General features: G+C 73.9%; 14 protein-coding genes, 1 pseudogene and 1 riboswitch. Of the genes and pseudogenes, 3 read left to right on the forward strand and 12 right to left on the reverse strand.

The genetic code is table 11. The features are described 5' to 3' along the window. Positions 1-17: 17 nt before the first annotated feature. The 6 genes and pseudogenes from ACZ6TV_RS16950 to ACZ6TV_RS16975 all read right to left on the reverse strand — a co-directional run. A pseudogene (locus ACZ6TV_RS16950) lies at positions 18-1112 on the reverse strand (glycosyltransferase 87 family protein); the annotation flags it as partial. Beyond that, complete coding sequence (locus ACZ6TV_RS16955) at positions 1055-1456, reverse strand: hypothetical protein (protein ID WP_465298103.1); 402 nt, start codon at positions 1454-1456, stop codon at positions 1055-1057. The pseudogene ACZ6TV_RS16950 and the gene ACZ6TV_RS16955, both read right to left, overlap by 58 nt. Further along, complete coding sequence (locus tag ACZ6TV_RS16960; RefSeq protein ID WP_465298104.1) at positions 1453-2589, reverse strand: molybdopterin-dependent oxidoreductase; 1137 nt, start codon at positions 2587-2589, stop codon at positions 1453-1455. The genes ACZ6TV_RS16955 and ACZ6TV_RS16960 overlap by 4 nt, the downstream gene beginning before the upstream one ends. Further along, on the reverse strand, positions 2565-3209 hold the full coding sequence (locus tag ACZ6TV_RS16965; RefSeq protein WP_465298105.1) for a methyltransferase domain-containing protein: 645 nt from the start codon (positions 3207-3209) through the stop codon (positions 2565-2567). Before ACZ6TV_RS16965 ends, ACZ6TV_RS16960 begins: the two co-directional genes overlap by 25 nt. After that, entirely contained in the window at positions 3206-3832 is a 627-nt protein-coding gene (locus ACZ6TV_RS16970; RefSeq protein WP_465298106.1) for a TIGR04282 family arsenosugar biosynthesis glycosyltransferase, read from the reverse strand. The genes ACZ6TV_RS16965 and ACZ6TV_RS16970 overlap by 4 nt, the downstream gene beginning before the upstream one ends. After that, positions 3829-4482, reverse strand: coding sequence for a glycosyltransferase family 2 protein (locus tag ACZ6TV_RS16975; RefSeq protein WP_465298107.1), 654 nt, complete (start codon positions 4480-4482; stop codon positions 3829-3831). The genes ACZ6TV_RS16970 and ACZ6TV_RS16975 overlap by 4 nt, the downstream gene beginning before the upstream one ends. A gap of 114 nt (positions 4483-4596) precedes the next feature. Between ACZ6TV_RS16975 and ACZ6TV_RS16980 the strand changes: the two genes are divergently transcribed. Next, positions 4597-5619, forward strand: coding sequence for an NAD-dependent epimerase/dehydratase family protein (locus ACZ6TV_RS16980; RefSeq protein ID WP_465298108.1), 1023 nt, complete (start codon positions 4597-4599; stop codon positions 5617-5619). A gap of 13 nt (positions 5620-5632) precedes the next feature. Here ACZ6TV_RS16980 and ACZ6TV_RS16985 read toward each other — a convergent pair whose 3' ends face one another. Together ACZ6TV_RS16985 and ACZ6TV_RS16990 are read right to left on the reverse strand one after the other, a co-directional pair. Then, the gene (locus ACZ6TV_RS16985; RefSeq protein WP_465298109.1) at positions 5633-6073 is read right to left on the reverse strand and encodes a GNAT family N-acetyltransferase; all 441 of its coding nucleotides are present in this window, start codon (positions 6071-6073) and stop codon (positions 5633-5635) included. Between the two features lie 9 nt (positions 6074-6082). Further along, entirely contained in the window at positions 6083-6580 is a 498-nt protein-coding gene (locus ACZ6TV_RS16990) for a carboxymuconolactone decarboxylase family protein (protein WP_465298110.1), read from the reverse strand. A 97-nt stretch (positions 6581-6677) separates the two neighbouring features. Between ACZ6TV_RS16990 and ACZ6TV_RS16995 the strand changes: the two genes are divergently transcribed. Both ACZ6TV_RS16995 and ACZ6TV_RS17000 read left to right on the forward strand, forming a co-directional pair. Continuing rightward, on the forward strand, positions 6678-7529 hold the full coding sequence (locus ACZ6TV_RS16995) for a sigma-70 family RNA polymerase sigma factor (protein WP_465298111.1): 852 nt from the start codon (positions 6678-6680) through the stop codon (positions 7527-7529). Between the two features lie 20 nt (positions 7530-7549). Continuing rightward, complete coding sequence (locus ACZ6TV_RS17000) at positions 7550-7963, forward strand: hypothetical protein (RefSeq protein ID WP_465298112.1); 414 nt, start codon at positions 7550-7552, stop codon at positions 7961-7963. Here the strand turns inward: ACZ6TV_RS17000 and ahcY are convergent. From ahcY to ACZ6TV_RS17020, 4 genes are all read right to left on the reverse strand, one after another. Beyond that, positions 7957-9417, reverse strand: coding sequence for an adenosylhomocysteinase (gene ahcY / locus ACZ6TV_RS17005; RefSeq protein WP_465298113.1), 1461 nt, complete (start codon positions 9415-9417; stop codon positions 7957-7959). The two genes, ACZ6TV_RS17000 and ahcY, sit on opposite strands and share 7 nt — an antisense overlap. A gap of 20 nt (positions 9418-9437) precedes the next feature. Continuing rightward, a riboswitch (S-adenosyl-L-homocysteine riboswitch) is annotated at positions 9438-9523 on the reverse strand. A gap of 12 nt (positions 9524-9535) precedes the next feature. Beyond that, on the reverse strand, positions 9536-10306 hold the full coding sequence (locus ACZ6TV_RS17010) for an SWIM zinc finger family protein (RefSeq protein WP_465298114.1): 771 nt from the start codon (positions 10304-10306) through the stop codon (positions 9536-9538). Beyond that, positions 10299-12416 (reverse strand): DEAD/DEAH box helicase, encoded by a 2118-nt coding sequence (locus ACZ6TV_RS17015; RefSeq protein WP_465298115.1) that lies wholly within the window; start codon positions 12414-12416, stop codon positions 10299-10301. Before ACZ6TV_RS17015 ends, ACZ6TV_RS17010 begins: the two co-directional genes overlap by 8 nt. Positions 12417-12453: 37 nt before the next feature. Beyond that, on the reverse strand, positions 12454-12831 hold a 378-nt coding region (locus ACZ6TV_RS17020), incomplete at its 5' end, for a hypothetical protein (protein WP_465298116.1).

The raw sequence follows: 12831 nt of genomic DNA on the forward strand, positions 1-12831 counted from the left end.
GGGGTGGTGACGAGCAGCGCCGCGGCGACCATCACCGCCGCGCCCCGCCACGGCCGGGCCGGCTCGGAGGTCCGCAGCACGGCCAGGGCGACCGCGGCGAGCAGGAGCGCCGCGACGGGCGCGACGACCGGGCCGGGGAGCAGCAGGCCCAGCAGCGCGAACCGGGTGCCGCTGGCGTACCCCTCCTCGTGCAGGTACCCGGGCAGGTAGCCGAGCACGTCCGGGCCGGCGGCGGCGACGTGCGGCAGATACACCAGGGCTACCGCGCCCGCGGCGGCCGCGGCGACCGTGACCGGTCGCCGGCGCAGGACCGCGGGGCCGAGCAGCGCCGGGGTGAGCTTCGTGGCGACCGCGAGCCCGAGCAGGACCCCGCCCGCCAGCGCCGCCCGGCGGGTGCCGGCGCGGGCCAGGACGAGCAGGGCGGCCGCGGCGAGCGCGACGGCGGCCACGTCGACGTGCGCGTTGTTCCCCGCTTCCAGGGCGACGAGCGGGCACCAGGCCCACACGACCGCGCGGCGCGGGTCGCGGCCGAGGCGGCGCAGGGCGTACCAGAGCAGTATCGCGGTCCCGAAGGCGAACCCGGCCATGGTGAGCTGCATCGGGCGGGTGCCCCCGGGGTCCGGCACGGCGGCGAAGAGCGCCTCGGCGACCGGCGGGTAGATGGTCGGCACGTCCGGCCGGTTGATGAGCGCGCAGCCGCTCGGCACGCACCAGTTCGAGTGCTCCGGCCACAGGAAACCGTCACGCAGCCCGGCGAGCTGCGGCGCCGACGGCGGAAACCGGTAAGGGTCGACGCCTGAGCGCTGGACGCGGCCGTCCCACACGTAGCGGTACATGTCGTCGCTGCTGTTCGGCGGCTCGAGGCCGGCCGCGAGGGGCAGCGCGGCGCCGCCGAGCAGCACGAGGACGAGCGCGGCCCGCCGGTCCAGGCGGCACACCAGCCAGGCGCCGGCCGCGAACGGCAGCCACATCAGCAGGTACCAGCGGCCGGGCAGGAGCAGCAGCGCCGCGAGCATCGCGACGAGGCACACGGCCGCACCCGCCCTCCGGGCGGTCACCGCCGGCGCCTTCGGAGCAGGCCCGCGACCGTCCACAGCGCGGCGGCGGTCCACACGACGGCGAGGACGACGGCGAGACCGCGGCCGTAGTGCTGCGGGAACGCCGACGGATTGTCGGCGATCCGCCCGGCGCCGACGACGAACGGCAACGCCACCACCGACACGGCGGCGCTGACGACCAGCGCCGCCCGCACCGGCTCGCGCGCCGGCCGCGGCACCCACCGGGCGAGGGCCACGCCGGTGAGGACGACGACGGGGACGACCACGAAGTCGTGCCCGGCGAGCAGCACGGCGAGGAACACCAGGTGCCCGGGCGGGTTGGCGCCGCCGTCGGTGAGCAGGCCGTAGGCGCCGTACCCCACGGCGACGAGCCCCAGGACGCCGAGCAGCGCCCTCATGACGGCAGCACGGTGAGCGCACCGACCCATTTCGTCTGCAGCACGCCCGGGCGGTTCGGGGCGATGAGCCGGCACGGGTACCCGTGGTCGGGGTGCAGCGGCTCGCCGCCGAGCCGCAACGCCAGCAGCGTCAACGGATCCCGGGCCGGGCCGGCGTCCAGTGTGGACGTCCGGTAGCCGCCCTCGCGTTGCAGCGACTCGACGGTCACCCTGGTGTCCGTGTCCGCGGCGCCGACGAGGCGGAGCAGGTCCGCGACGCGGACCCCGGTCCATTCGGCGTCGGCGCTCCAGCCTTCGACGCACGCGATCGGCAGCGACACCGTGTGCTGCGGCATGGCCCGCAGGTCGGCGAGGCTGAGCGCGTGCCGCCCGCCCGGCCCGGTGACCGTCAGCCGGTACGAGTCGTCCACAGTGGTCACGCCGGCGGCGGCCGCGGTCTTGTTCACCGGCACCCCTTGCGGTCCGACGTCCGGCAGGCGCGGAGCGAGCGGCGACAACCGCCGCAGCGGGCGGACCGTCTGCCCGGCGGTGGCGACGGTGATGACGCCGGCGGCGGCGCCGGTGAGGGCCAGCACACCCCGGCGTGACAGGCCCGCACCCGGCACGACCGGGGCGGTGAACGCGGCGACGATGACCGGCAGCTTCGCGGCGACGTGCAGCAGCATCGAGCCGGCGAGCAGCCACGCCGTCCAGTAGTGGGCGCCGACGAACCCGAACGGCATCAGCGAGTACCAGTAGGCGATGTTCAGCAGCCCGGTGACGAGCTCGAACAGCGCCGCGCCGGACAGCAGCGCCACCGCGCCGCGCTCCAGGGCGTGCGGCACGCCGCGGGCCGGCGGCCACGCGAACAGCTTCGGGTAGACCGACCAGACCTTCGCGGTGAGCAGCGGGAAGCACGCGAGGCCGGTGGCGACGTGCAGGCCCTGGGTCACCCGGTACAGCTGGACCGGCCGCGACGGCCAGGACCACCAGCCCGGCGGGTGCTGCAACGCGTGGCTGAGCAGACCCGTCACGAAGCACACGGCGAACGCGACGCCGAGCCACAGGCCCAGCCGCGCGGTCAGCGCCGGCGACCGCAGCGGCGAGGTGAACCGCCGCGACACCGTGGTCAGGGCGTCAGGTGGGCGAACCATCGGCCGGCCTCCGTCCAGGTTCCGGCGACCCGCAGCGCGGCGTCGCGGGCCACGGCGGCGATGTCGTCGACGGTCACGAACGCCCACGCGAACGTGGTGCTGGTCCGGCCGGCGCCGGTGAGCGCGACGGGCCCGCTCCAGGTGCGGCCGCCGGGCGGGTCGACCTCCGTGAGGACGCTGCCGGCGCCGCCGATCAGGGCCCGGCAGCGGCGCAGCAGGCGCGCCGGGTCACCGCCGATGCCGATGTTGCCGTCGGCGAGCAGCGCGCAGCTCCATCCGCCCTCGCCGGGCAGCGGGCCGAACAGGTTGCCGCGGATGACCGGGGCGCCGCGGCGTTGCGCGTACCGCACCGCCTGCGGGCTCACGTCGACGCCGAGGACCCGGCGGCCGGTCGCGGCGACGGCCTCGGTCAGCCGCCCGGCGCCGCAGCCCAGGTCGAGGGTGCCGTCGGTGCAGCGGCGCACGAGCTGCGCGTCGCCGGGCCGCGGCCGCCCCGACCAGGCGCCGGCGTCGAGCGGGCGGACCACCGCGCCGTGCACGTCGACGAGGTCCATCGTGGACGGTTCGCCGCGGGCGGCCCGGCGCAGCGCCGCGCCGTACAGGGCTACCGGCGCGTTCATGACGGGACTCCCGCTGAGACTTCCTGAACGAAGCGACCCGGGGCGCAGTCGGCGGCGACCACGAGGAGGTCCGCGGCGGTGTCGACATCGCGCAATGTAGGCAGCGCCGCCACCTCGAGGCCGAGCCCGCGCAGCGCGGCCCGCGTCGCCGCTGCGGTGTCCGATGTGGACATCGGCACGCCGGCGAGGACCCGGGCCGCGGACGGGTCGCGCAGGCCGAGCGCCCACCAGCCGCCGTCCTCGGCGGGGCCGAGGACCGCGCCGGCCGTGGCGAGGGCGGCGCACGCCTGCACGATGTGCGCGACGCGCAGCTGCGGGGTGTCCATGCCGACGAGCAGCGTCGCGACGCCCGGCAGCGCCGTGTCGGCGTAGGCCGCGGCGAGCCGCTCGCCGAGGCCCCCGCCGCGCTGCGGTCGCCGGTGCCAGCCGGGTGGGGCGGCGAGGTCACCGTCGACGACGAGGGTGCGGCGGGCGGCGGGAGCGGCGCTGAGCACGTCGGCGGTGTCGGCGAGCATGGCCGCGGCGATCCTGGCCGCCTCCACGGGCGTGCACGGGGGACAGAGTCGGGTCTTCACCCGTCCCGGGACCGGCGTCTTGGCCAGCAGCAGCAGTTGTACCTTCATCGGGCCAGCACCTTCGACATGTCGCGGACGGCGCGGACGGTGCCGCGGACGGAGCCGGTGACCTTCGACCGGCCACCGGCGATGCGGGGCGCGTAGTCGACGTCGACCTCGGCGATGCGCCAGCCCGCCCCGGCGGCGCGGACCATCATCTCCAGCGGGTAGCCGAACCGGCGGTCGAGCAGCCCCAGCCCGAGCAGCGCCTCCCGGCGGGCGGCGCGCATCGGGCCGAGGTCGTGCACCGGGATCCCGGCGGCGCGGCGCAACCGCCACGCGACGACGGCGTTGCCGACCCTGCCGTGCACCGGCCACGCGCCCGGGCCGGTCGGGCGGCGCCGGCCGAGCGACAGGTCGAGCCTGCGCTCCTGGACCGGCCCGGCGACCCGGGGCAGTTGCCGCGGGTCGAAGGAACCGTCGGCGTCCATGAAGCACACGACGTCGGCGGTCGCCGCCTCGAGGCCCGCGTGGGCGGCGGCGCCGAACCCGCGCGGGGCGGCGTGGACGAGCGTCGCACCGTGCGCGACGGCGATCGCCGGCGACCCGTCCGTGGAGCCGTTGTCGGCAACGATCGCGCGGTAGCCGTCCGGCAGCCGGGACAGCACCCACGGCAGCGCGGCGGCCTCATTCAGACAAGGCAATACGACATCTGGCACGGATCGGACGCTACCGACGGTTGCCCGCCGAAGATCTTACGAGCGGCGAACCAATCATTACGAACCGCGAACGCCGGCCCGCGTCGGCGGTCGCCGCTGCGTACGGTCGACGGCATGCGCATCCTCGTCACCGGCGGCGCCGGGTTCATCGGCACGCACGTCGTCACCGCGCTGCGCGCCGCGGGCCACGACGTCGCCGTCCTCGACCTGCTGCACCCCGCCGCGCACAGGGCGCCCGAGCCCGGGTTTCCCCGCGCCGACGTGCGCGACCGGGACGCGGTCGCCGCCGCGCTGGACGGTGCCGACGCCGTGGTCCACCACGCGGCGATGGTCGGCATGGGCGTGGACCTCGCCGACCTGCCGGAGTACGTCGGCTGCAACGACCTCGGCACCGCCGTGCTGCTCGCCGGGATGGCCCGCGCGGGCGTGCGCCGGCTCGTCCTGGCCAGCTCGATGGTCGTGTACGGCGAGGGTGGTTACGCGTGCCCCGGCCACGGCCCCACGCCCCCCGCCGCCCGCGCCGCCGGTGACCTCGCCGCCGGCCGGTTCGAGCCGGGCTGCCCGGCCTGCGGCGCGCCGCTGGAGCCCCGCGACGTCGACGAAGACGCCCCGTTACGGCCGCGCAGCGTGTACGCCGCGACGAAGGTCGCCCAGGAACACCTGGCGCAGGCGTGGGCGATCGCCGGTGCCGGCACGGCCGTGGCGTTGCGCTACCACAACGTGTACGGGCCCGGGATGCCCCGCGACACGCCGTACAGCGGCGTCGCCGCCATCTTCCGGTCCGCCCTCGCCGCCGGCCGGCCGCCGCGGGTGTTCGAGGACGGCGCCCAGCGCCGCGACTTCGTGCACGTCACGGACGTCGCCGCCGCCAACGTCCTCGCCGTCGACGCCGCCGTCGACGGGTTCCGGGCGTTCAACATCGCCTCGGGCCGCCCAGTCACGGTCGGCGCCATGGCCTCGACGCTCGCCGCCGCGATGGACGGCCCCGCGCCGGTCGTCACCGGCGACTTCCGCGCCGGCGACGTGCGGCACGTGGTCGCCGCACCGGCCCGGGCCCGCGCGGAGCTCGGCTTCACCGCCCGCGTCGACCTCGCCGCCGGCATGCGCGACTTCGCGACGGCGCCGCTGCGGTCCTGAACGGTCCTGTGCGTCAGCGCGACGGCGGGGCCGGCTGGACGCCGGTGGTCGCCGGCAGCGGTTTGGTGCACAGGACGTCGGGGACCGGCAGATACCCCATGGCCTGCCAGAAGCCGAGGCCGGCGGCATTGTCCGGCAGGACCATGAGGTTCGCCCGGGGGCAGCCCAGCGCGGCGAGGCGCCGCTCCAGCTCCTCCACCAGCGCCTTGGCCAGCCCCTGGCGGCGGTGGGCCGGGTCGACGGCGAGGCGCAGGATCCAGCCCCGCCGCCCGTCGTACGTGCCCAGCACCACCGCCGTCACGGCGCCGGTGGCGTCCGCGACCAGGAACAGCTCCGGGTCGCGGTCGAGCTTCGCCGCCAGTTCGGCGCGCGGCACGACCTCGCTGCCGGCGGACTCCCAGATCCTGACGACGGCGTCGTAGTCGGGCCATTCGAACTGGCGGATGCGCGTCACCGTTGCAGGTTAGTCGCGCCACTGCTCCTTCGGTGACACGCCCGGCAGCGGCCTGCCGATGAGGGCGAGCGGGATGTAGAAGCCGACCTGGCCGATCGCCATGATGAGCGTGGCGAGGGCCTTGTCGTCGTAGTGGCGGCCCGCCTCGTCGTACAGCGCGTCGGGGACCCGCTCGCCGGACGGGTTTGCCGTCAGAACCGCCTCGACCAGGGCGAGCGCGGCCCGTTCGGCGCCGGTGAAGCACAACGCGTCGCGCCAGGAGGCGACGGCGGTGATCCGGTCCTCCGTCTCGCCGGCCTTGCGCAGGATCCCGGTGTGCATGACGGTCAGGTAGGTGTTGCCGACGATCTGCCCCGCCCGCAGGTGCACGAGCCCGATAGTGGCCCGGGGGACGGAACCGTTGCCGGTGGCCCGGAACAGGGCGGCGCCGATCTCCTGCAGCTCCGGGACGAGCCGGGTCGGGTCGGGGAGCCGGGACTGGATGGCGTCGCTGGTCGTGTTGGTCATGCCGGTGTGACGGATCGCGCGGCGGGAAGGTGACCGGTCACCTTTTCCCGGCGCGGCACGTCACCACTGGGACATCACCTCCGAGAGGATCGTGCCCGTGAACGCCGAGGACCTGCTGGCCGTGCAGTTCGAGGACCACCGCGCCCGGCTGAAGGCGGTCGCGTACCGCATGCTCGGCTCCCTGACCGACGCCGACGACGCCGTGCAGGAGGCGTGGCTGCGGCTGGCCCGCACCGGAACGGGCGGCATCGACAACCTCGGCGGCTGGCTGACCACCGTCGTGGGCCGGGTGTGCCTGGACATGCTGCGCGCCCGCGCTTCCCGCCGCGAGGACTGCCTGCCGGACGTCGTGGTCACCGAGGCCGGCGGGCCGGATCCCGAGGGGGAGGCGCTGCTGGCCGAGTCGGTGGGGCTGGCGCTGCTGGTGGTGCTGGAGTCGCTGACCCCGGCGGAGCGGCTCGCGTTCGTCCTGCACGACATGTTCGGGCTGCCGTTCGAGCAGATCGCACCGATCGTGGACCGTACACCGGTGACCGCCAAGAAACTGGCCAGCCGCGCGCGGCAACGGGTCCGCGGTGCGGTCCCCGACCCGGATCCGGACCTCGCCGGCCAGCGCCGGGTGGTCGACGCGTTCCTCGCCGCGGCCCGCGGCGGTGACTTCGCCGCGCTGCTGAGCATCCTGGACCCCGACGTCGTGCTGCGCGCCGACACCGGCGCCGGCATGCGGGTCCTGCGCGGCGTCGCGGCGGTGTCCGGGCAGGCCGCCACGTTCCAGCGGATGGCGACCCTGTGCGACACCGGCGCGGTGCTCGTCAACGGCGCGGCCGGCCTGGTCAACACCGTCGACGGGCAGGTCGTGTCGGTCATGAGCTTCACCGTCGCGGGCGGCCGGATCGCCTCGATCGACATCCTGTCCGACGCTTCGCGGCTGCGGCGGTTGTACGGTTGAGCGCAGGGGGTGAGAGCACGATGATCGTCACCCAGGAACAGATGCGGGTGGCCGTGCCGCCGATGTCCGCCTACGGGCACCTGGTGCGGTTCAGCGAATACCCGCGCTTCATGTCCGGGATTCTCGGCCTGAGCCCGTCCGGTGACCGCGCGGCGCACCTCGCGCTCGACATCGGCGGGCGGCGGGTCGAGATCGACGCGGTCCTCGGCGACACCGAGGAGGGTCGCTACGTGCGCTGGGACAGCGCGCAGCTGATCGAGGCGTTCTGGCTGGAGCCGGTCGACGACGGCGCGACCAACGTGGTGGCCGTCGCGCAGCTGGACGAGCGTCTGGTCCGGCCGCACGACACGCAGCCGGACGCGGCGTTGCACGCCCGGCTGCGCATGGACCTCAAGGGGTTCAAGCGGTACTGCGAGGAGTCAGACCGTCAGTAGCGGTAGTGCTCCGGCTTGTAGGGGCCGGCGACGTCCACGCCGATGTACTCCGCCTGCTCCTTGGACAGCTCGGTGAGCCGGACGCCGAGCGCCTCGAGGTGCAGCGCGGCGACCTTCTCGTCGAGGTGCTTCGGCAGGCGGTACACCTGACGCTCGTACGCGTCCGGCTTCGTGAACAGCTCGATCTGCGCGATCGTCTGGTTGGTGAAGCTGTTGGACATGACGAAGCTCGGGTGCCCGGTCGCGTTGCCGAGGTTGAGCAGCCGGCCCTCCGACAGCACGATGACCGCGTGGCCGTCGGGGAACGTCCACTCGTGGACCTGCGGCTTGATCTCGTTCTTCACGATGCCGGGGACCCTCTGCAGGCCCGCCATGTCGATCTCGTTGTCGAAGTGGCCGACGTTGCCGACGATCGCGTTGTGCTTCATCAGGGCCAGGTCGGCGGCCATGATGATGTCCTTGTTGCCGGTCGTGGTGATGAAGAGGTCAGCGGTCGAGACGACGTCGCCGAGGCGGACCACGGGCAGGCCGTGCATGGCCGCCTGCAGCGCGCAGATCGGGTCGATCTCGGTGACGACGACCCGGGCGCCCATGCCGCGCAGCGCCTCCGCGGCGCCCTTGCCGACGTCGCCGTAGCCGCAGACGACGGCGAGCTTCCCGGCGAGCATCACGTCCGTGGCGCGGTTGATGCCGTCCAGGAGCGAGTGCCGGATGCCGTACGTGTTGTCGAACTTCGACTTGGTGACGGAGTCGTTGACGTTGATCGCGGGGAACAGCAGCTCACCGGCCTCGGCGAGCTTGTAGAGCCGCTTGACGCCGTTGGTGGTCTCCTCGGTGACCCCGCGGATGCCGGCGGCCAGCTTGGTGAAGCGCCGGCCGTCCTTCGCGAGGCTGTCGGCGAGGGTACCCAGTACCAGCGCGAACTCCTCCGAATCGTCGGCCGTCGGCTGCGGGACCTGCCCCGCGGCCTCGAACTCGACGCCCTTGTGCACGAGCAGCGTGGCGTCGCCGCCGTCGTCGACGATCATGTTCGGGCCGAGGCCGTCGCCGAAGTCGAACAGCTGGTCGGTGCACCACCAGTACTCGGCGAGCGTCTCACCCTTCCAGGCGAACACCGGCGTGCCGGTGGGCGCCTCCTCGGTGCCGCCGGGGCCGACGACGACCGCGGCGGCCGCCTCGTCCTGGGTGGAGAAGATGTTGCAGGACACCCAGCGGACCTGCGCGCCGAGGGCGACGAGGGTCTCGATGAGCACCGCGGTCTGCACGGTCATGTGCAGGGAGCCGGCGATCCGGGCGCCGCGCAACGGCTGCGCGTCGGCGAACTCGCGGCGGGTCGCCATCAGACCCGGCATCTCGTGCTCGGCGAGCCGGATCTGCGTGCGGCCGGCGGCCGCGAGGGAGAGATCGGCAACGGCGAATTCGATCCCGTTGCGCGTCTGCAGGAACTTGTGCATAGCCTGAGGTCACCTCCCGGTGACAGGAGGCGCCCTTGGGTCAAGGGTAGTCAGCGGCCGAGCGTGGCGAGCCCGTCATGGGCCCGTCGCAGCGCCTCTCGGCCGTGACCGCGGCATTTCAGCCGCGATTGATTTCGACGGTACCGTCGGCCGCTTTGGCTTCGCAACCCAATGTGCGGTAGACAGCACGGAGCAAGTCGGTGACCTCGAAGCGGCCCGCGGTGAGCTGCAACCGGTCGAGCTGCTCCAGCAGCGCGTCGCCGCGCCTGACGGTGCCGGGCAACGGTTCCTCGGGCTTCGGCAGCCTGGGTCCGGCGGTCCAGAAGCCGGCCCGGGTCCGCGGTGCCTCGTCCACCGGGGCGATGTGCCCGGTCTGCGAGACACGATGGCTGCGGAGCTGTTCGAGGAGCTCGTCGCGGCCCTTGCCGCGCCAGGCGAGGATGTTGAAGGGGTCGTTGTCGAACTCCTCGGCAAGGACGTAGCAGGCGGCGGTCAGGTGCCGGCACGGCTTCTGCCAGCCGGGACAGTCGCAGTCCATGACGAGCTCGGCGAGGCTCTGCGGGAACAGCGACAGCCCGAACGTGCCCAGCGTGGTGTCGAGGTCCTCCGGAAGGTCACCGGCGAGCAGCCTGGCCGCGTACCGCGCCTCGGTGGACAGGGCCCGCTCGATCCTCGCCCAGTCGGCGGCGGAGAACGCCCTGGTGGCGATCCGCGACCGGTAGGTCTCGCCGTCCTCGTCGAGCACCAGCGCGGTCACGACGCTGCTGGAGATGGTCAGCGAGCGGACGTTGCCGGCTCTGGCGTACCGGCGGCCGACGGAAAATGTCGTACCCATGCGCAACGATTCGAGCATGGCGATGAACTGGTGGGACCACCTCTGGCTAGGCATCCGTCGCCTCCGGCCGCAGGGTCATCAGGTCCAGCAGGTCGTCGGTGGACAGACCGGTCAGCCAGCCCTCACCGCTGCCGACGGCGACCCCGGCGAGGGTCCGCTTCTCGGCCATGACCGTGTCGACGCGCTCCTCGATCGTGCCGACGCAGACGAAGGTGTGCACCTGCACGTCGCGGCGCTGCCCGATGCGGAAGGCCCGGTCCGTGGCCTGCTGCTCCGTCGCCGGGTTCCACCAGCGGTCCACGTGCACGACGTGGTTGGCGGCGGTCAGGTTGAGCCCGGTCCCGCCCGCCTTCAGCGACAGCAGCAGCACACCCGGCCCGGCACCGGTCTGGAAGCGTTGCACCATCGCGTCCCTGGCGCCCTTGGCGGTGCCGCCGTGCAGGAATTCGACCCCGGTGCCGAGCCGCCCGGCGAGATATGGCGCCAACAGGTGGCCGAACTTGGCGAACTGCGTGAAGACCAGCGCCCGGTCCCCGGCGTCCAGGGCCGCCGCGAGGATCTCCTCGAGCCGGGCCAGCTTCCCCGACCGGCCCGCCAGCGGCGTCCCGTCGCCCATCAGGTGCGCCGGATGGTTGCACACCTGCTTGAGCTTCGTCATCGCCGACAGCACCAGGCCCTTGCGCTGCTCGCCGGCCCGGCCTTCGCGCAGCTTGACGAAGAGCTCGTTCACCACCGCCTTGTAGAGCGTCGCCTGCTCCAGGGTCAGGTTGCACCACTGGCGGCGTTCGAGCTTGTCCGGCAGGTCGGCGATGACGGCCCGGTCCGTCTTCACCCGCCGCAGCAGGAAGGGCCGGGTGACCCGCCGCAGCCTGGCCGCCGCGTCCGCGTCGCCGTAGCGCTCGACCGGCACCGAGTAGCGGGCCCGGAAGATGCTCGCCGGGCCGAGCAGCCCGGGGTTGAGGAAGTCCGCGATCGACCACAGCTCGGTGAGCCGGTTCTCCACCGGCGTCCCCGTCAGCGCGACCCGGTGCCGCGCCGGGATCTCCCGCACCGCCCGCGCGGCGGCGCTGGTGCTGTTCTTCACGTGCTGCGCCTCGTCGAGCACGATCCGGTCCCATTCCCGTGCCGCGAGCCGCTCCACGTCCCGGGTCGCCACCTGGTAGGTGGTGAGCACCAGGTCGGCTTCGTCGTCGAGCCTGCGCTCGGTGCCGTGGTGCACGGCGACCCGCAGGCCGGGCGTGAAGCGTTCGATCTCGCGCCGCCAGTTGCCCAGCACCGACAGCGGGCACACGATCAGCGTCGGCGGCCGCTTCCCGCGCTCGCGCAGCAGCGCCTCGAGGGCGAGGACCTGCACGGTCTTGCCGAGCCCCATGTCGTCGGCGAGCAGCGCCCCGACCCCGAGCCCGTCGAGAAACGCCAGCCACGACAGCCCTTTGCGCTGATAGGGCCGCAGCGTCGTGGCCAGCGACGCGGGCGGGTCCAGCAGCTCGAGGCGCTCCACGGCCCGCCCGGTCAGCAGGTCCGCGAGCCACCCGGTGCCGTCGACGCCGGTGACGGGCAGCGGCAGGTCGGCCTCGGGGATGAGCCTGACCAGCCGCATCGCCTCACCGGCCGACATGTGCCCCTGCCCGCCGCGGGCGAGGAAGGCGAGCCCGGCCCGCAGCTTCTCCCGGTCCAGGTGCACCCACCGGCCGCGCAGTCTGACCAGGGGCACCTTCGCCCGGGCCAGCTCCCGCAGGTCCGCCTCGCTGAGGAATTCGTCGCCGATCGCGAGCCCCCACCGGTAGGCGACGATCGCGGCCCGGTTGGCCGTCGTGTCCCGCAGGACAGGACTGGCCGGCTGCGCCGTGTGCGTCGTCAGCGTCAGCCCCAGGTCCTGCCGCCGCTGCCACTGCGCCGGCAGCAGCACCCCGAAGCCCGCGTCGTGCAGCACCCCCGCGTGCCGCAGGAAGTCGTAGGCACCGATCGTGTCGAGCCGCAGCCTCTCGGGCCGCGCCTGGTCCAGCGCCTGGTCGAGCTCGGGCCAGAGCCGGCTCGCCCTGCCGAGGTCCGCCAGCAGCACGTCCTGCGGATAGTCGACCCACCTGAAGAGCGGCGACGACGCGTCCCGCCACACGTCCTCGGCGGGCACGAGCAGCCCGGGCTCCGCCATCGGCTGCAACATGAACTCGACCAACCACCCTGACGCGTCCCACCCGTCATCACCCCCAACCACCACCGCCCCCGGCACCGCCGCTGCAACGGGCGCTGCGGTCGCGGGCGTTGCCGTTGCCGTCGACGCTGCGGTCGTGGGCGTCGTCGACGCTGCGGTCGTGGGCATTGCAGACGCCGCTGCTGTCGTTGGCGTTGCTGCCGCTGTCACCGCCGTCGTAGTAGCTGGTGTTGGTGTCGCGGCCACTGTCGTGCGCGTTGCTGCTGCCGTCGACGCTGCGGTCGTGGGCGTCGTCGTTGCTGCGGTCGTGGGCATTGCAGACGCCGCTGCTTTCGTTGGCGTTGCTGCCGCTGTCACCGCCGTCGTAGTAGCTGGTGTTGGTGTCGCGGCCACTGTCGTGCGCGTTGCTGCTGCCGTCGACGCTGCG

Source organism: Dactylosporangium sp. NPDC051087 (assembly GCF_055586325.1).